Genomic DNA, 19,194 nt, shown 5'->3' on the forward strand with positions numbered 1-19,194 from the left:
ATGGAAGCAAAAAAATCGCGTACAGATGAGCAAGCCGAAATAGTGGCAAGCAAGGCTCTGAGGGGAATGGTTCATACGGTAAGGAAGGCTGTAGGAGATCTCTCGGGTGATGTAAATGATACACACCAAAAGCCTGTAGAGTTTTTACGCCGCTGGCGTGGCTTGTTGCTCTTTGTCGCAGCTCCTCTGTTGATTGTGGGAGCCTATTATTTGCTCTGGGTTTCAGAGCGTTATGTGAGTCATGCGCAGCTAATAGTGAAAGACAGTGCCGCCTCTCAAACAACATCCCCCGCACTGGGCTTTCTGGTTCCGGGGATAGGATCTGATAATCAGGATGTATTTCTGGTGGTCAATTATATCCAATCTTTGGATATGGCATTGTATCTGGATGAAAAATTAGATCTCGCAAATTATTATAAGAGCAATCGCCACGACATATTTTCCCGTCTTGATGCAGATGCAACCCAGGAAGATTATTTGGCGTATTATCGACAGCATATTGGGGTTGCTCTAGATGAGACTACAGGCATTATTACCATTGAGATGCAAGCGTTTGATCCGAGTTTTGCTCAGCATTTAGTTGAGACTGTTATTCAAAAATCAGAAGCTTTTGTAAATGCGATCAGTAATCAGCTTGCGGATAAACAGGTTGATTTTGTTAAAAGCGAATTGGCATTAGCCCAGAGGAATCTGCGTAACACAAAGCAGGAAATTCTGGATTTTCAGAATCGTAATAATATTGTGAGCCCGGAAGAGCTGACCAAAGGGATTGGTAGTATTATCCAGGGACTTGAAGCCAGGCTTGCAGAGCAACGTGCCGAGTATACGGCGGCAAAGACCTATTTGAATCCGGACTCTTCCCAGATTATTTCCATGCAGTCGGGAATTGATGCCCTAGAGCACCAAATTGAAATGGAAAAAGTTCGTTTGGTGGGTATAGATAAGGAAGGGAAGCAAAGGCTGAATAGCTTGGGGGCACAGTTCCAAAACCTGGAGCTTGATCTGCAATTCGCAACAGATGCCTATGCTGCTTCTTTAAAGGCTTTGGAGACTGCTCGTATGGAAGCCTCCGGGAAATTGAAACATTTGATGGTAATTGCACAGCCCTCTCTGGCAGAAGAGCCGGAATATCCGCGTAAATCATACAATTTGGTGAGTTTGTTCATTATTTTGCTGCTGCTGTATGGGATTGGAAAAATGCTGGTTGCCAGTATTCGTGATCATAGAATGTAGGAAAGGTTGCAAGGGTGGCGCAGCAGTCTTGCTTGTTGAAAGAGTGAATTTAGAAATAGATTGGCAGAAATGACCGCAAGAAAAGTAAGAAGTTATCGTTTAGCTCTAGTCCTGTTGGCATTTTTTATATGCTCGCAGGCCATGGCTCTTGAAACACAGCTGTTAGACAATAAAAAAGCTTCGGAACTATCACAGCCTGGTGTGCCTGTTTTTGGTCAATCTCTTTTCCGGGGGGCGTTCAAGGATCAGCCTTTCAGTGGTTTTAATCCGGATTATCGTATTACAGTGGGCGATCAAATAACGCTGCAATTGTGGGGTGCCTATAGCTTTAATGCGACTTTGCCAGTAGATCCGCAGGGGAATATTTTTGTACCAGAGGTAGGACCGATCCATGTGGGAGGGGTTAAAAACGGTGCGCTCAATGATTTTGTTTTGCGCTATGTAAAACGTGTATTCAAGAAAAATGTACAGGCCTATGCAAACCTGGAAGCCAGCCAACCGGTAAAAGTTTTTGTTACCGGATACGTTAATAATCCCGGGTTATACAATGGCTTTTCCTCCGATTCTATTCTCTACTACCTGGATAGTGCTGGGGGTATAGATCCGGAAAGTGGGAGTTTTGTTGATATTACGGTAATGCGTGGCGGCAAACCGATACAAAAGATCAACCTCTACAATTTCCTGGTACAAGGCGTAATGCCATCATTGCAATTACGCAGTGGGGATGTGGTGGTTGTAGGCTCACGCAAAGGTTCAGTGACTATTGAAGGCGCTGTGCAGCAGGCAGCACAAATGGAATTTATTGGCCCTTATACACAATTGGGTGAAGTACTTCTGGTAACCAAGCCGGACCCTCAGGCCAATTTTACACGCATCACACAGGTAGTTGATGGGTTGCGGCAGGCGAGTTATTTACCGCTGACTGAGGCGATGACAATGCGTCTTTATCCTGGTGCTCAGGTGGAGCTTGTACGGGACAACGATATCAAATCGATTTCAATTCGTGTCTCCGGTGAGCTAGATGGTCCGGCTACTTATGTAATGCCCTATGGCGCCACACTGAATGAGTTGATGATGCAGTTAAATTTTCGTGAAAACGCGGATCAATCCGCGGTACAGCTTTATCGTAAAAGTGTTGCAGAAAAGCAGCGGGCTGCGTTGGATCGCTCTCTGGATGCCTTACAAATGGAGGTGCTGACAAGACAGCCCAATACGGATCTCGAAAAGGCGGCGCAGAAAGATAATGCAGCCATGATCCAAAAATTTATCGAGCAGGCCCGTAAAGCGGAACCTCGGGGACAGATTGTGATTGCAAATAGCCCCAATGCTGTAGAGATGCTGTTGGAAGATGGCGATGAACTTGTTGTACCGTTAAAGCCTTCCACAGTTTCTGTTGTGGGTGAGGTTATTTTCCCGACTTCCCTCATCTATAACAAAAAGCGCACCCTAGAAGAATATATCGAATTGGCAGGGGGGTTTGCCAACAATGCCAATCAGGAGGAACTGATTATTTTGCATCTGGATGGAACCATTAGCCGAATTGAGGATAAAGATTTCGATAATCGCCTGGGTGATCGATTGCGCCCAGGGGATGAAATCATGGTAATGCCTAAGATTCATTCCAGTGAATTACAGGTAACTAAAGATATTACGGAAATACTGTACCGTATAGCGGTGGGCACCGCGGCTGTTCTATCCTTTTAACTAGGCAGGTTGTTGTAATTTTGTGGGGAATTTACAGCGTATAAATTTAATTGCAGGATTTAAAAATTGGGAGCAATGAGATGGTAATGTTGGGATCTTCCGATAGAAAGGGGATAATCTTGGCAGGAGGATCAGGTACGCGTTTGTATCCTCTGACTAAAGGCGTCAGTAAACAATTGATGGCGGTTTATGACAAACCTATGATTTATTATCCTTTGACGACACTGATGTTGGCAGGGATCAAAGATATTTTGATCATTACAACACCTGAAGAACAGTGCCTGTATCAACGCCTGCTGGAAGATGGTGCTCAATGGGGTATCAATATTTCATATGCGGTACAACCTTCACCAGATGGCCTTGCCCAAGCTTTCCTGATTGGCAGAGCGCATGTGGGTAACCAAAATAGTGCCCTTGTACTGGGGGATAATATTTTCTATGCGCAGAATTTCAGCCAATTATTACAGCATGCTGATGTCAGGAAAACCGGCGCTACGGTATTTGGCTACCGCGTTGCCGATGCGAGCGCTTATGGCGTAGTGGAATTCGACAAGGAAGACAAGGCAGTCAGCCTGGAGGAAAAGCCGACACAGCCCAAATCCCACTATGCAGTCACCGGTCTCTACTTTTACGACAACCAGGTGTGTGACATTGCGCGGGAAGTCAAACCCAGTCCCCGCGGTGAGCTGGAGATCACCGACATCAATAAAATCTACCTGGAACGCGGCCAGCTCAACGTGGAGCTGATGAGCCGCGGCAGCGCCTGGCTGGATACCGGTACCCACGACAACCTGCTAGAAGCTGCACACTTTGTACAGACTATCGAGCGACGCCAGGGGCTGAAAGTCGCCTGTCCGGAAGAAGTGGCTTACCGCAAGGGCTTTATCTCAGCCGAACAGCTGGAAAAGCAGGCCCACTTGTTGCGAAAGAGCGGCTATGGCGAATATCTGCTGAACCTACTGCTGGAATCTGGAGAAAGCTCCCTTTTCAACCAACAACGTTTCGCCGCCGCTGTTTGAATAACTGGCCTGATTCGTAGGTGTGAAACTTGTGTTAGCACGGTAAAACAAGACGAATACAAAAGTAGTATGAAAGTAATCGCAACAACTATTCCCGATGTAAAAATCATCGAACCCAAAGTCTTTGGAGACAAACGTGGCTTCTTCTTCGAGTCTTTCCGCCAGGATTTGTTCAACAATGCGTGCGTTGAGCGTGTATTCGTACAGGACAACCACAGCAAGTCCACCCAGGGAATCCTGCGCGGCCTGCATTACCAGACCGAGCAGACCCAGGGAAAACTGGTTCGTGTCATTAAAGGTGAAGTCTTTGATGTAGCCGTTGATCTGCGCAAAAGCTCTCCCACCTTCGGCCAATGGGTTGGCTTCACCTTGTCCGCAGAAAACAAACGCCAGCTCTGGGTCCCGGAGGGCTTCGCCCATGGTTTCTATGTCATCAGTGCCGAGGCTGAGTTTGTCTACAAATGCACCGAATACTACGCCCCAGAGCACGAACATTCACTGCGCTGGGATGACCCGGAATTCGCCATCGAATGGCCTCTGGTAAATGGCGAAACCCCCAAACTCTCTGCCAAAGATGCACAAGGGAAGCTTCTGAAAGAAGCCGTAACTTTCCCTTAGGTTGTGGTGTGTAGGTTTACGTAGGTACTTGATCACAGGTCACCCCGGAACTGTGGAGCTACAGGTCGGCAAAGTTGTACTGGAAACGCTGAGCTCTAACCTGGCAACGGATTGCAGGTTTGCAATCAATGCAGGGGTGATCGTTTCCGCGTTTGAAGTTGCCAGCAATGCAAAACCCGGATTCATCCAAAGAATGAACAGAATGACAGAAATCGACCCATGAAAATCCTCATAACCGGGAAAAAGGGCCAACTGGCCTTGGAACTGCAAAAGTGCAAACCCGACAATATCGAACTGACAGCCTTGGGCCGCAATGAGCTGGATATCACCAACGCCACCCAGGTCACGGAAGTCATCACCGAGTACAAACCGGAAGTGGTTATTAATGCCGCCGCCTACACAGCGGTAGATAAAGCCGAGACAGAAAAAGGGCAGGCTTTCGCCGTCAACGCCAGTGGCCCGGAAAACCTGGTGAAAGCCTGCAAGACATTTGGCGTACGCCTGATCCATATATCCACTGATTTTGTATTCGATGGCCAAAGCTCCACCCCCTATCAACCGAAGGATGCAGTCCGCCCCCTTGGCGTATACGGCGAAAGCAAAGCGGCGGGCGAGAGGGCTGTCCAGTCTGTACTGCCGGGAGCTGTAATCCTGCGCACCGCCTGGGTTTACAGCGCCCACGGGGTTAACTTCGTCAACACCATGTTGCGCCTGATGCGCGAGCGGGAACAACTGGGCATAGTTGCCGACCAGATGGGAACACCAACCAGTACCCACACACTGGCTGGTGCCATCTACGCCCTGATTAACAAGCGGGACGCAAGCGGTATCTACCACTGCACCGACGCCGGTGTGGCCAGCTGGTACGACTTCGCTGTGGCTATTGCTGAAGAGGCCAGGCAAGTGAACCTGCTCCCTATAGAAAAGATTGTACGAATCCAACCAATAGGAACCACCGACTACCCAACCCCGGCAGCAAGACCAGCTTACAGCGTTCTGGATAAAGCCCGCCTGGTGAAGGACCTGGGAATAGAGTTGCAACACTGGCGTCAGACACTGCGCCAGGTCCTAAAGGAAAGGGCAGGTATCTAGCAGGCTGCTGAAAAACTCGGATTTTGAATTAAAGCATCATCATCTTGAAGTTTTAGAATCAAAAAAACACTTGTTTTGTAGGCTCTGAATTTTCTGATTTTATAAGAGTTAAGGTAAAAATTTCGTTAAAGGGACTTTTTCAGCAGCCTGCTAGAAGCCTGATTGCAAAGAGCTTTAGGGCTGCGCAGCCTTAGCTCCGCAAAAGCCCACATACTCCTTTTCCCGCTTGGGGGAGAGGAGACAAGAAGAAAGTGTGAGGGTGATCCGTGGCAGTGATCAATATCAAAAAATTGCTGCAATTTAAATACTAACTCTCTGGACAAGAAAAACTTTGAGCCAGTTGACAAATTGAAGTGAAACTACAGCAAGAAAATGAGCAATCTACTGGTAACCGGCGGCGCCGGCTTTATAGGCGCAAACTTTGTTCACTACTGGATGAAAACTTACCCGCAAGACAAGGTCGTTGTGCTGGATGCACTCACCTATGCCGGCAACAGGGCCAATCTGAATCAGGTAAGTGGCAACCAAAACTTTTACTTCTGCCACGGTAATATTTGTGATACGCCCCTGGTGGAAACCTTGCTTAAGGAATACCGCATAGACACCCTGGTGCACTTCGCGGCCGAAAGCCATGTCGACAGATCCATCAGTGGCCCGGATACCTTTATCGAAACCAATATCATTGGCACCTATAGCCTGCTCAAGGCCGCCAAGAAAACTTGGTTGGATGAAGGGTTAAACAGAGAGAAACACCGCTTTCACCATGTTTCCACCGACGAAGTATATGGTACCCTGGGCCCAGAGGATCCCCCCTTCAGTGAAACCACGCCTTACGCGCCGAATAGCCCCTACTCGGCCAGTAAGGCCGCATCAGATCATTTAGTGCGCGCTTACCACCATACCTATGGGCTGCAGGTAACCACCAGTAACTGCTCGAACAATTACGGCCCCTACCACTTTCCGGAAAAGCTGATTCCACTGGTTATTACCAATATTCTGCAAAACAAGCCGCTGCCGATCTACGGTGATGGACAGCAGATCCGGGACTGGCTCTATGTGGAGGATCACGCGCGAGGAATTGATCTGGTGATTAAAAAGGGGCAACTGGGTGGATGTTACAATATCAGTGGGATAAACGAATGGACCAATATCAATATCGTCAAACTGATTTGTGGGATAATGAACAGAGAATTTACAGAGAACGTAGTGCTTGCTGACAAGTACCCGCTGGCCTCATTCGCCATAGCTGGCAAAGCGCAGGAACTGGTCACCTTTGTGAAGGATAGAGCAGGTCACGACCGCCGCTATGCCATAGACCCACAGAAGTCTAGCAGCGAGCTCGGCTATCAATCGCTGGAGAGCTTTGAAACCGGTATCCGTAAGACGCTGCAATGGTATCTGGAAAACGATAGTTGGTGGATTTCTGTAATGGATAGAAACTATCATAACTGGATTTCAGTATACTAACAGGGGTTGCTCGAAGAATTTAAATCGATGATTATGGCGGGTGAATCCGGAAGTCATTTTGGCCCGTGTTCAGCCGGTTGGTAACAAGGCGACTGTAGTGTGTGGCCCCTTTTTGGCCAATCCGTAAATACATTAAAAGGTTGGAACTTTCTGATGACATTGAAAATTGTGGCTGCGGAGTCTATAAAGTTCAGTTGGATAATGTCTATAAAGAAAGGCGCTGAAACATGGCAATTAGTATTGGAGATGATATGTTTTTTATTGCTACACCCAAGAATACTCAGGTCAATTTATAGGGCTGTGACTATAAAAAGTCTATGCAAGACGCGAAGTTTAGCATCTTTTTAGACGGCCGGAAGAATTCGGAGAGTCTTTATCTGTTTAAGTAAGATGGCACAGAATTTGGATTTTTTATCAACTTTTCAATGGCCATTGATAGATTGATTTTTGTAGAGAGACCCTAGAGGAAGACCTGATAAAGGTCTTAGATTGGTATTTAAACAACCTATGTGGGTGGGGCAAGTAGTAATTCAAAAAGAATTTTTTATTTGCCATTAATTTTTATTGGAGTTGACAAGTGTCTAATAGTGGTTTTTTATCTGAAGTGATAGATAATAATGACCTTGAATGGTATTTAACTATCGAAGAAGATAGAGGTCTTGCATATGATTCAAAAGTTTTTATTGACAAATTTGAAAGCAGGGTGAGTGATCTATTTTCAAAGTCGAAATTAAAATACGTATCGGTTGACGTATTTGATACTATTTTATTTAGGAATGGAAAGAGTGAGATAAGAAGATTTTATGAGATTGCAGATTTAATTTCTAGTTCGGAAATCTGTGTAAATAAAAAAATTACAACATTAGATATTTTTATGGCTAGAATTGACTCGACAAAAGTAACCTACAGAGCCTCAAACACTATCGATGGTTGTAGGGAGGGCTCGCTGATAGATATATATCAACAAATTTGTTTTATATTAGGAATTGAACAGAAATATATTGATGAATTTATCGATATTGAAATCCGATATGAAATAGATAATCTTAAGGCAAATTTCGGGCTGTGGGAAATATTGAAAAACTATAAGAATAATGGAGTTAAAATAGTATTTTTGAGTGATATGTATATGCATGGAAAGCATATTAAAAAAATATTAAATCACTTTTTTTTTGATTTTGATAATGTTGTGATCAAAGTTGTATCTAGTGCAGATGAAGTCATTAGTAAGCATTCTGGTAAAATCTATAAAAAGTTAAAGTCAGATTTTAAGTGGCCCTCAAAAAATTGGTTGCACTTAGGTGATAATCATCACAGCGATGTGGTGCAAGCCAAGAGAAATGGAATCAACTCAATCCACCTTCCAATTAATAACCAAACTCTGATTGAACAAGAAGAGTGTCGAAATAGATTTTATACTTTTTTTAAAAGTAAAAGTATAAGCAATGGCTACTTGATTTGATGCTAATGGATGTATGATGTTAATAGGTTTTATTATATGAATAAGGTTGAATATTTCTCAGAAATTTTAGGTCCAATTGTACATTTATATTTGGCCAAATTGGATCAATATATTAGTTATCTTGATGACGGTAAGACAAAAATTCTTTTTTGTTCGAGAGCGGGAGTAAGAATTAAAAATCTATACGAAAATTATTTATATAACAAAGGCCGTGTAATTTCTGAGCATTCGGATTTGTTTTGGATTTCGAGATTTCTTTTATGTAAGGCACTTGCAAGTAAAGATTGGAGCTTAGTGAAGAGGTATTGGCAGGTTGAATATTTCAATAAGAGTGCAGAAGAGCTTATTAAAGGGATATTTAACTCTGAAGATTCGAAACTGTATAGTGGCGTAAATTATGAAGCAATTGCTGGCCAGTCTGCCATGGATTATTTGTCAGCTATCATTCAAAAAAGGGAGTACACGAATTTTATTAGTCATTACCTTAGCGAGCAGGGTAGAAACTTTGATGGCTATTTGCATAGTTTAGTCGATGGATATGAGCGGGTTGTTTTGGTTGACAGTGGTTGGCAAGGTACTATACAAACCTTATTGACTAAGATATACAAAAATTTAGATTGGTATGGCTTAATGTTTGGTCGTGTAGCCTCACCCAACACAGATAGATCGTGTTTTCACAATATGGTTGGCCTTTCATTTGAAATTAATGCTGGTGACGACTTCAGATTTTTTGACGAAAATCATCCTGAAACTTCTTTATCTCTTCACAGGCACATAATTGAAAATTTATTTGAACCTAATGCACCTAGTATTGAAGCGATACATAGAGATGGAGAAAAATTTTTTGGAGTTGGTGTTGATAAAATATTAAATGAAGATTGCAGTGAAGATGATGATTATTTGGGGGTTGAGAAATATATCTCATTGGTAAATAGGGATGAGAAATATTCCACAATCATTGCAAATTGTACATTAGCATCTAAGAAGTTGGCTAAAAAAATAATCTTCCCAACCCTTCAGGATTTATCTTTTTTAGGAGGGATGAAAAGATCCGTAGATTTTGGGAGTAAAGCTTCAATTTCTGTTCTCTTGGAGCCTGTCAATAGATTTGATGGTGATAGCAAAAGCAAGCGAATAAAAGATTCATTATGGGAGTTTGGCCAGATATCGATTGAGTTTCAAGGAGATTCAGATAGAAAGCAAAGTGAACTTTTGAATAGTATTGCAAGAATGCAAGAAGTTAAAGGAAATACAGGAAATGGTTGGTTGCAGAAGGATAGCGTTCCTATTGTTGCTATAATTACTAGAACTAAAGATCGCCCAGTTTTATTAAAGCGTGCTGCTGAAAGTGTCGAAAAACAAACATTTAAAAACTATGTTTGGGTTATTGTTAATGATGGCGGAGAATTGTCGAAGGTAGAAAATATAATTAATCTTTGTGGCGTAGATAAACGAAAGATTATATTGGTCAATAATCCTATAAGCTTAGGCATGGAAGCTGCATCTAATAGTGGTATACACTCATCAAAATCAAAATACATTGTGATACATGATGATGATGATTCTTGGGAGCCAAAATTTCTTGAGAAAACTGTTGAATTTCTTGAGTGTTCAAGGAATAAAAACTATAAAGGGGTAATTACAGACACCCAGTATGTGTCCGAAGAGATTATTGACTCACATGTTAAGATACATGGGTCGTGGCCATATAATAATTGGGTCAATACAGTTCATATCATGGAAATGGCTTGTGGTAATTTTTTCCCACCAATAGCTTTTGTTTTTCTAAGATCAGTATATGATGAAATCGGAGGTTTTGATGAGTCGTTGCCTGTTCTTGGAGATTGGGATTTTAATTTAAGATTTTTGAATCTGGAAAATATTGGCGTCGTAAAAGAATGTCTTGCAAATTATCATCATCGGGATGTTAACTCTCAAGGTGATAGCTCTTACTCTAATTCTGTCATTGGGGGTATAAGTAAACACCAAGAGTATGAGCCAATTGTTCGGAATAAGTTTATTAGAGGATCAGTTAATGGAGGTGAAGTTAATCTAGGAGTCTTGGTTAATTTGGGAATGATGATGAGAGAAATAAGAAGTGGGGTTGAGGATTTAAAGAAAATTAATGATACAGTTAGCGCAGAGGCTTTATATAGTGACATTGGGAAAGGCACTCTTAGAAGAAAGAAATTTCTTGAAGACTTGATTGATTTTAGATGGGCTCATTCTGGCAGAAATCCAGGAAAAGTTATTCCTCCTGATTTTGATGAAGGTAAATACCTGCTTGAAAATGCCGATGTTGCTCAAAGCGTATCAGAGGGTGGTTTTGTTAGTGGCTATGAACACTATATTCTGCATGGTAAAAATGAAGGTAGGAATAGGCCATTGGTGGTTGATAGTAGTCTATTGAGAGAGCCAGCAAGAAAAGTTTCGATAAAGAAAGCTTTTAAGAGGCTGTTTACAAAAGATTAAGATTTTGGATGATATGTGTAGCATTTTCGAACTACGTGTATGGGCTGGATTTCTTATGGAAGTAACTGATTCTAATTTAAAATTCTGTCTTCCTTTGTCTGTTTTTTAAGATTTTGTATTTTATGTCTTCATAGTTTTGTATAATATATCTTGCTTTCATGGAATTTTTCACTTGTAATTTTTTAGATTAGAATATTTGAGCGGATAAGGTGTCTTATGAAAATAGCTGTAGAGCCAATGCTTCTTGAGCCATATAGAAAATTAAGTGCATTTTTTGGTGGTGGAATATATGAGTTCAAAAATAGTCCAGATTGGGATAACATTGGTAACTATTTTATATCCAAAGCTTTGGTTGATATTCTAGACTTTCAGGATGCTGTTTTACTAAGCAAAAATAGTTCTGATGATGCGATAAAGTATGTCAATGAAAACTGCAGCGTCTACATAATTCGGGGCGCAACTATGCTTGGTAAGGGAAAGATATCTGATTATCTGCCAGTTAATTTTGTATCTAAAATTAAAATTCCTATTGTATGGATTGGCTATGGACCAGAAAGTCCACTTGGAGTAAAAAATATTGAGTTGACAAGAGATGATGTTTATGTATTGAAATATATACATGACAATTCTTACGGATCTATTGTTCGAGGCGATACTTCTGCTGAAGTTTTAAATAAGCATGGAATACGGAATGTTTATCCACTTGGATGTCCAACAATATATTGGTCAAAAATGCCCGAGAATAAAATCAGACAACCAAGTTGGGATGATGTTGCATGGTCCTGGAGAGAATATTTGTATTCTCCAAATATGGAGGATGAACTAAGAAATAAACAATTCAAAGCGGTAAGTATGTGTCGAGATAAGAGCTCTCGGCTTAGTATTATTATGCAGGATATGTCAGAAAGGCATTGGGTAGAATATTCTATGGCAAATAAACAGGGTGGAATATTTGAATATTTTGACTCTTTGTCCTGGCCTCCACGGCTTATAAAAAAACATGTTCATTTAGATAAATTGGATGACAGTATACAAGAAAAATATAAAAATTATTCTTATCGTGAATTAATTAACTGGATGAAGAATAATATATTTTATTCTTTTGATGTCCATAGTTACCATAAAGAGATTAACAGTAAGACTTTCGTTTTAGGTTGCAGGCTACATGGAAATATGATTGGCTTGTCACATGGAACACCAGCTTATTTTTATGCTTATGATGAGAGAATAAAGGAGTTAGTTGATCTTCTTAAAGTTCCATATGGTAGTTTTAGTTCTGAAGAATTTTTAATACCAAACCTTGATGAGCTTGATTATTCGCTATATGAAAAGCAGTATAAAAGTCTTTATGTGGATTTTTATGATTTCTTGAAAAAATCAAGCATCAAAAACAACCTTCAGTCTCCATATGTCTAAAGTACGTATAATAAGACTTGCAAGAAGGGCACTATCGGTGAGATTGAGCTGCCCAGCGCCTGCAAAATAATCTTTTATTAAAGTTCTATAATCTCTACAATATATGAATGTTTGATTAGGTAAGGAAAATCCTTTAGTGTAATATTAAAACTGCTTACGCTGCACAAACTGGATGTGTATTGATATTATGAACTTGACTAACTGATCGTGAGAGAGATTATCATTCTTAGTTTGGATCAAGCGATAAATGACGACCATAAAAGAAAGATTTAATCAAACATTCAAGCTGGAAATAGCATAAATGATTGTTAATAAGGGGAGCACAATAAAGTCTGCTTGAGAACCCATGGAAGCCAGAAAACTTTTATAGAATCTCGTCTGTGGAGACTCCACTTAGAGTGAGATTGTAATTACTGAAGAACATATTCACATCGGTCAATTGAGGCAATCTCAGTTTTTTGGTGTCGAATTTTCTGAATAATTTTCGATGACTGAGCGGTTGAAGAAAGGTTATACTAGCACCTTTGTGAAGTTTTGATGTCTATCAAAATGGCTAGCGGGCTTGACTTGACGGGTAAAGCGATCCCGTCTCTACGAATAACCGATGCAGGAAGAGATATCGTGAGAGCTAGCGATAAAATTCAGCTTACTGATGTCGCTGATGAATCTGAATTCATTTGAGGCTTTTCATTATGGTGGATGAGTACTACAGCTACAGGCTGAGCTACCTAAATGCGAATGTGGAATGCGGCCTGCGCCATGCGAAACCTGCAGCGAAATATCAAATATATTTGAACGTGCTAATTCAGCCTACGCAAGAAGGCTTCAAGCTGTTTGACCGAGTGCCTCCAGGGAACGGTGCATAAGAGGGTGGGGTAACGATGAGTAGTCAGGTATTGGTGACTGGTGGTGTTGGCTACATAGGTACGCACACCTTGGTGGCTCTACAAGAAGTAGGGTATGATGTAATAGTTGTCGACAACCTATGCAATAGCTCCGCGGTGGCTTTACAACGGGTGGAGACAATTTCCGGTAAACCGGTGTGCTTCTATCGAGGAGATATTCTGGACAGGGCTCTGTTGAATAGGGTCTTTGCCGAGAACCAAATCTTTGCCGTGATTCACTTTGCCGGTCTAAAGGCTGTGAGTGAATCCTTGCGGAAGCCAATCGAATATTACCAGAATAATATTATTGGCAGTCTGGTATTGCTGGACGCCATGCGTGCATCCGGCGTCAAGCGATTTGTGTTTAGTTCTTCGGCCACTGTCTACGGTAGTGAAGCACCGGTGCCCTATGTGGAAACTTTACAAACAGGTAATACCACTAATCCCTACGGAACAAGTAAATGGATGGTGGAGCAGGTTCTGCAGGATACCGCCGCTGCAGATTCGGAGTTTGCTATAGCGCTGTTGCGCTATTTTAATCCTGTTGGCGCCCACCCTTCGGGACTGATCGGGGAGGATCCCCAAGGTATACCCAACAATTTACTACCGTATATCGCCCAGGTGGCGGTGGGCAAACGCGAGGAGCTATCTGTATTTGGGGATGACTACCCGACACCGGACGGCACATGCCTGCGGGATTACGTCCATGTAGTTGACTTGGCTCAGGGGCATGTCCGGGCCTTGGAATGGTTGGTGGGTCGAACAGGTGCAGAGGCATTTAATCTTGGGGCTGGCCGGGGCATCTCTGTTCTGGAAATAGTTCGAGCTTTCGAGCATGCTACAGGTGTATCTGTGCCCTTTCGAGTGGTGTCACGTCGTGAGGGCGACCTGCCAGCTTTTTGGGCTGATACATTCAAGGCTAAGCAGGAACTGGGATGGGTGGCGAATCTGGGGCTAGAGGAAATGATGGTTGATACTTGGCGATGGCAGAATGCCAATCCCCAAGGCTATCAAGCTGTTGATACCGGAAAATAAGTGGGAGTTACGGCATCAGTTGACTAACTGATTGTATAATGTAACGCTTACTACTTTGGATCTATCCAGAGGAGAGTTATTTCTTATGGGCTTTTGATATCTTGCTTTGTAGACCTTGATTTTATAATAAGGTGCGCTATCAGTTTTGTCAATTACCGTCTTACTTGCGGTAAACTTTCTTAGAGTTTAATATTTGACTTAATTGAAACCGCGTAATAATAGCCTTATAAGTTTATACGAAATTGATGCTTGGTTTCTCAATATGGCCGCAAGGCTACCCACTAGTGTTTTTGGTTGAGTCTCTGTATTTTATGAGAATTTAGATTATCTGGATGGTAATGTTTGATTATTATGTGAGCATGACAAGTCAACTGGTATGTCAAGTAAGTATTTTGTATAAAGGACTGTTTGATTTTGGGTAGGCCTTATGTGAAGGTTATTAAGTAGTTAAAAAGATTTATGAATCCTGATTTTTTGATTAACAAAGGAATTTCGATATTGACGCCCCCTGCTGAAGGCGTACATCGGACTATTGTCGTAGTAGGAGTGGCGCGTGGGGGGACATCCATTGTAGCTGGAACCCTGCATGCTCTTGGATTACCCATGGGTGACAAGTGTTATGCGCCGGTCTATGAGGATCTCAGGTTAAGTCTCGCCTTTGAAGGGAGGAGCGAGGAGCAATTCTCAAATGTAGTAGCGGAATATAATGTTTCTCATGCAAGTTGGGGATGGAAGCGTCCGTCGATGTTAAGCGATCTGGAAGAGATTGAATCAGAGTTGCGCAATCCGCATTTTATTTTTGTATTTCGTGATTTATTCTCCGTAGCTAACCGGAATTCCATATCTATGAAGCTGGATATTAAGCGGGGGCTTAGGAATGTCCTCGATGACTATATTTTATTGATAGATTTTCTGCAGAGTACGAAGTGTCCTGCAATGGCGATTTCTTCTGATAAAGTGGTGCGTTTTAAGAAAGAGTTTGTCAAACAGCTGGTGAGGTTTTCTGGTCTCAGCCCCACTGCTCATCAGCTAGAAAAGGCACTGTGTTTTATCTCTCATGATCCACAGGATTACCTGGATAAAACGCGCATTACCAAATCGCGAGGCAAGGTAAATATAGATCTTCTCAAGACGGGTTTGTTGAGGGGCTGGGCGCGGGGTGTGCATCATCTCAACCCGGTTACTGTGGAGGTAGTGGTAAACGGAGAGGTGGTGGCTTCTACTGAGGCAAATATTTATCGCGAGGACCTGCATAAGCCCAGTGTGCATCCTACTGGTAAATGTGGTTACGAAATAGACCTAAAGCCCCTTGGGGTAGCTCCGCTAGATGTTATCAACATTCGTGTCCGCGATGATGTTAACCCACTGAATGCACAACCAATCCAATTTTGCAACCTTGATCGCTGGATGACCGTCAAAGAATGGCACGAGAAAAATCAAACAAATGTTGTTTTGACTGTCGATAAGGCGAAATAAATATTATTGATTGTTGTTGATTGAAGGGTATTGAATGAGATGGGTGCGATTATATCCTGGAGAGGATTGTATACCACTAGTTGACTGGTATCGATAAATTCTTTATTGCTTATAATATCATTAATGACGAGATGTCACCGTTATTGGAGGCATTGGATTATTTGAGGGTAACTAACTGGGCCTATTTTCCTGAGATTGGAGATTCTATTTCCCAGGGCTCTATTTACAGTCGTATATTGCACCGATATAACGGTGAGGTACATTTGCTGAGTTTTACCAATGTCAACGTATTTTTGGTCAGTACAGATTGGTTTTTCTTTAAAGTGAATCTATTCACTTTTGTCTTTATTGAGGATGCGGGAATTCTAACTCTCAATTGGGAGAAATTTTGTTCATTTGCCCTTAGTTTAAAAGAGAAGGGACTAGTAATTGAACGCTTTCTGACGATCTTGCAGAAAAACGATATACTCAACTGTCTGCACTGTGGTTTCAATTACAGACCAAATAGAGTACTGGCGTCACAAGATAAGATACGGTAGAGTCCTTTATCTACAGCACCCTGAGCAATGTCAAGGTCAATTAGTCGTTGGGGCTTGCTTTTTAGCCTTAGCAATAGTAGTGATGATTTTTAAAACCTGTCCATCATCTATAAAGTGACATGAATATACCTGTGTAGCTTTCACAGATGGATTCAAAGTGGCTAGTCAGGACTGAACCCATGAAATATGAATTAGAAAGCTGAATACCGTGGTCAAATTTATAAAATCCTTTTTTAAAATTGATTTGATATCCCGTCTCAAGCCGATTGCCGATATTAAACCGGTAGATGAAGGGATAGATGGTTTTCAGTGGCGCTCTCTCGGCGTGGACCCGCAGTTCTCTTTATCCGGGCGCCGTCTCCTGCCGGGTTGGTATATGCTTGAGTTGCGACTGGTTCATAATCAGGGTAGCTCGAATGCCAGCCTCTATGTGAATTCCGACTATGGGATTAGCGAGGAAAAGTGCTACACGCTCAACTGCAATTCCGATCGAATGGTAAAGCGACTATTGTATTTTCGAAAGGGAGGACGTGATCTTCGATTTCGTCCATTGGAGGAGGCAGGTTCGTTCAGTATCGAACATCTGCAACTGATACCTTTGGTATCCAGATTCGCCCATGGTTTGATGGCAAAGCGCCTGGTTGCAAGACACCACGACTTCAGAAATTTCAAAAGGCGAGAGGTGTTGATGCGGTTGAAAGCCGACGCCAAAGCGTTATGTTGTAACTGGATCGATCTCGGTCTTGCTCACTATGCGGAGACCTTTAATCGCAAATGCAGAGGGCGGGACTACCGGAAGTGGATTGATCAAGTGGAGGCGTTACAGTTGCCTTCTTCAGAATCCGCCGCTGAGATAGATGGACCGCTGATTTCCATTATCATGCCGACTTACAATACGGAAGTCGGTTTCCTTCACGCTTGTATTGATTCTGTTCTGGCACAATCTTATCCCCACTGGCAACTCTGTATCGCCGACGATGCCTCACCGGACTCACAGATTCGGGAGTGTCTCTCTGCTTACCAGGCACTGGATCCCCGTATCCAGGCGGTATTTCGTACCGAAAACGGTCATATCTCAGCGGCAAGTAACAGTGCACTGGAACTGGCAACAGGAGGCTATATCGCCTTCTTGGATCACGATGACATCTTACCGTCACATGCACTTCAGCGGGTCTGTGAGGAAATCGAAAAATCGCCGCAGGCACAGTTGATTTACAGCGATGAAGACAAGATTAATCGCGCTGGCCATCGTTTTGAACCCCATTTCAAGCCTGACTGGAATCCGGACCTGTTGCTGTCGAACAATTATATCTGTCACTTCACCGTGTTTAAGACGGATTTGATCAGAAAGGTTGGCGGGCTGCGTACGGGCGTCGAGGGAGCCCAGGATCATGACCTATTACTGCGCTGTTTGCCCTATCTGAATGCCGAAAATGTGATGCATATTCCTGAAATTCTTTACCACTGGCGGGCGATAGAGGGATCGACAGCGCTGGACTGCAGTGAAAAAAGCTACACGTCAGAGGCCGGCGTTAAAGCGCTGAGTGACTACCTGGAGTCTGAGAGAGTGGATGCGCAGGCGGAGCAGGGCTTTGTTCCGAATACATACCGCATATGCTGGAGTCTGCCGAAGGAAAAGCCACTGGTCAGCCTCCTGGTGCCAACCCGAGACCACTGCGATATACTCCAGCCTTGTGTGGACAAGATTTTGTCGCTCACGGATTATCCGAATTTTGAGCTGTTGATTCTGGACAACCAGAGCAGCTGTGAAAAGACTCTGGACTATCTGGAAAAGGTCAGCGCCGATGCCCGGGTCCGAGTTTTCCGCTGGGACTACCCGTTTAATTATTCGGCTATTAACAATTTCGGTGCGAGTCAGGCGAAAGGGGAGATCATCGGCCTGATCAATAACGATATTGAACCGATAAACGCAAGCTGGCTGATGGAAATGGTCAGTCAGGTCTGCCGCCCTGAAATAGGTTGTGTGGGTGCCAAGCTATATTACCCTAACGATACTATTCAGCACGGCGGTGTCATTCTTGGTATCGGGGGCGTTGCTAACCATGCGCACAAGCATTTTGGTCGGGGTGAGCATGGCTATTTTGCCCGTCTGAGCTTGGTGCAGAATTTGTCGGCGGTCACCGGTGCCTGTTTATTATTGAGAAAATCTGTATTTGAGGAGGCAGGTGGCTTGGAGGAGGTGAAGCTTCCAGTAGCCTTTAATGATGTAGATTTGTGCTTGAAAGTACGCGAGTTGGGTTATCGGAATCTCTGGACTCCCTATGCAGAACTCTATCATCATGAATCCAAATCCCGCGGTGCCGATGATACTTTGATCAAGCGGCGCCGGATGGCGGCGGAGACTGCCTATATGCGCAAGCGTTGGGGGAGCCTGTTGGATCGGGATCCAGCTTACAACCCCAATTTGACTTTGGCACATGAGGATTTTTCTTTGGCATAATTGAAATTTTGGTTGGTTATTTAAGCTTTTATACTGGGGTGGTTTTTCCAAAGAAGTTTGTCAATACAAATCCAGATTAGGCTACAAAATATTGAAGTTTACGTTATTTCTGCACTTTAATTACTACATGATGAGACATTGCGACTTTATAACTTGCAAGTCAAGATTCTTCATTGAGTAATTAAAAAAATGACTTTTCACTGGTATGGAATGTTTCTACTTCTGGTGTGACTCAACTATTGAGTTTAAATAATTGGCACGTAATATTGAACAATGTGAAAATCGCTAAAGCCAAGTCCAAATGCCTGCATTCTCT

General features: G+C 42.9%; 12 protein-coding genes. All 12 read left to right on the forward strand.

From position 1 onward, the window contains the following. The 12 genes from Q5Y71_RS05540 (at position 1) to Q5Y71_RS05595 (ending at position 18,878) form a co-directional block, all read left to right on the forward strand. Positions 1–1,233, forward strand: coding sequence for a hypothetical protein (locus Q5Y71_RS05540; RefSeq protein WP_306040737.1), 1,233 nt, complete (start codon positions 1–3; stop codon positions 1,231–1,233). A gap of 69 nt (positions 1,234–1,302) precedes the next feature. Beyond that, on the forward strand, positions 1,303–2,937 hold the full coding sequence (locus Q5Y71_RS05545; RefSeq protein WP_306040738.1) for a polysaccharide biosynthesis/export family protein: 1,635 nt from the start codon (positions 1,303–1,305) through the stop codon (positions 2,935–2,937). A gap of 80 nt (positions 2,938–3,017) precedes the next feature. Continuing rightward, complete coding sequence (rfbA, locus tag Q5Y71_RS05550) at positions 3,018–3,956, forward strand: glucose-1-phosphate thymidylyltransferase RfbA (protein ID WP_306040739.1); 939 nt, start codon at positions 3,018–3,020, stop codon at positions 3,954–3,956. Between the two features lie 69 nt (positions 3,957–4,025). After that, positions 4,026–4,574 carry a dTDP-4-dehydrorhamnose 3,5-epimerase gene (gene rfbC, locus Q5Y71_RS05555; protein ID WP_306040740.1) on the forward strand — a complete coding sequence of 183 codons (549 nt, stop codon included), beginning with the start codon at positions 4,026–4,028 and terminating at the stop codon, positions 4,572–4,574. Between the two features lie 219 nt (positions 4,575–4,793). Next, positions 4,794–5,666 carry a dTDP-4-dehydrorhamnose reductase gene (rfbD, locus tag Q5Y71_RS05560; protein WP_306040741.1) on the forward strand — a complete coding sequence of 291 codons (873 nt, stop codon included), beginning with the start codon at positions 4,794–4,796 and terminating at the stop codon, positions 5,664–5,666. A 372-nt stretch (positions 5,667–6,038) separates the two neighbouring features. Further along, positions 6,039–7,133, forward strand: a complete 1,095-nt coding sequence (rfbB, locus tag Q5Y71_RS05565; protein ID WP_306040742.1) for a dTDP-glucose 4,6-dehydratase — start codon at positions 6,039–6,041, stop codon at positions 7,131–7,133. A 577-nt stretch (positions 7,134–7,710) separates the two neighbouring features. Continuing rightward, entirely contained in the window at positions 7,711–8,595 is an 885-nt protein-coding gene (locus Q5Y71_RS05570; protein WP_306040743.1) for a hypothetical protein, read from the forward strand. A gap of 36 nt (positions 8,596–8,631) precedes the next feature. After that, complete coding sequence (locus Q5Y71_RS05575; protein WP_306040744.1) at positions 8,632–11,067, forward strand: glycosyltransferase family A protein; 2,436 nt, start codon at positions 8,632–8,634, stop codon at positions 11,065–11,067. A 216-nt stretch (positions 11,068–11,283) separates the two neighbouring features. Beyond that, positions 11,284–12,483 (forward strand): polysaccharide pyruvyl transferase family protein, encoded by a 1,200-nt coding sequence (locus tag Q5Y71_RS05580; protein ID WP_306040745.1) that lies wholly within the window; start codon positions 11,284–11,286, stop codon positions 12,481–12,483. 881 nt (positions 12,484–13,364) lie between these two features. Continuing rightward, positions 13,365–14,402 (forward strand): UDP-glucose 4-epimerase GalE, encoded by a 1,038-nt coding sequence (galE, locus tag Q5Y71_RS05585; RefSeq protein ID WP_306040746.1) that lies wholly within the window; start codon positions 13,365–13,367, stop codon positions 14,400–14,402. A 459-nt stretch (positions 14,403–14,861) separates the two neighbouring features. After that, the gene (locus Q5Y71_RS05590; RefSeq protein WP_306040747.1) at positions 14,862–15,878 is read left to right on the forward strand and encodes a hypothetical protein; all 1,017 of its coding nucleotides are present in this window, start codon (positions 14,862–14,864) and stop codon (positions 15,876–15,878) included. Positions 15,879–16,625: 747 nt separating this feature from the next. Continuing rightward, positions 16,626–18,878, forward strand: a complete 2,253-nt coding sequence (locus Q5Y71_RS05595; RefSeq protein WP_306040748.1) for a glycosyltransferase — start codon at positions 16,626–16,628, stop codon at positions 18,876–18,878. The last annotated feature ends 316 nt before the right edge of the window (positions 18,879–19,194 follow it).

Origin of the sequence: Microbulbifer sp. 2205BS26-8 (assembly GCF_030731025.1) — a bacterium.
GTDB lineage: Bacteria > Pseudomonadota > Gammaproteobacteria > Pseudomonadales > Cellvibrionaceae > Microbulbifer > Microbulbifer spongiae.

Bases quoted from the DNA above. Each gene is read 5' to 3' on its own strand.
- Q5Y71_RS05590 (WP_306040747.1), top strand. From the start codon at position 14,862: ATGAATCCTGATTTTTTGATTAACAAAGGAATTTCGATATTGACGCCC.
- rfbC (WP_306040740.1), top strand. From the start codon at position 4,026: ATGAAAGTAATCGCAACAACTATTCCCGATGTAAAAATCATCGAACCC.
- galE (WP_306040746.1), top strand. From the start codon at position 13,365: ATGAGTAGTCAGGTATTGGTGACTGGTGGTGTTGGCTACATAGGTACG.
- rfbA (WP_306040739.1), top strand. From the start codon at position 3,018: ATGGTAATGTTGGGATCTTCCGATAGAAAGGGGATAATCTTGGCAGGA.
- rfbD (WP_306040741.1), top strand. From the start codon at position 4,794: ATGAAAATCCTCATAACCGGGAAAAAGGGCCAACTGGCCTTGGAACTG.
- Q5Y71_RS05580 (WP_306040745.1), top strand. From the start codon at position 11,284: ATGAAAATAGCTGTAGAGCCAATGCTTCTTGAGCCATATAGAAAATTA.
- rfbB (WP_306040742.1), top strand. From the start codon at position 6,039: ATGAGCAATCTACTGGTAACCGGCGGCGCCGGCTTTATAGGCGCAAAC.
- Q5Y71_RS05545 (WP_306040738.1), top strand. From the start codon at position 1,303: ATGACCGCAAGAAAAGTAAGAAGTTATCGTTTAGCTCTAGTCCTGTTG.
- Q5Y71_RS05575 (WP_306040744.1), top strand. From the start codon at position 8,632: ATGAATAAGGTTGAATATTTCTCAGAAATTTTAGGTCCAATTGTACAT.
- Q5Y71_RS05540 (WP_306040737.1), top strand. From the start codon at position 1: ATGGAAGCAAAAAAATCGCGTACAGATGAGCAAGCCGAAATAGTGGCA.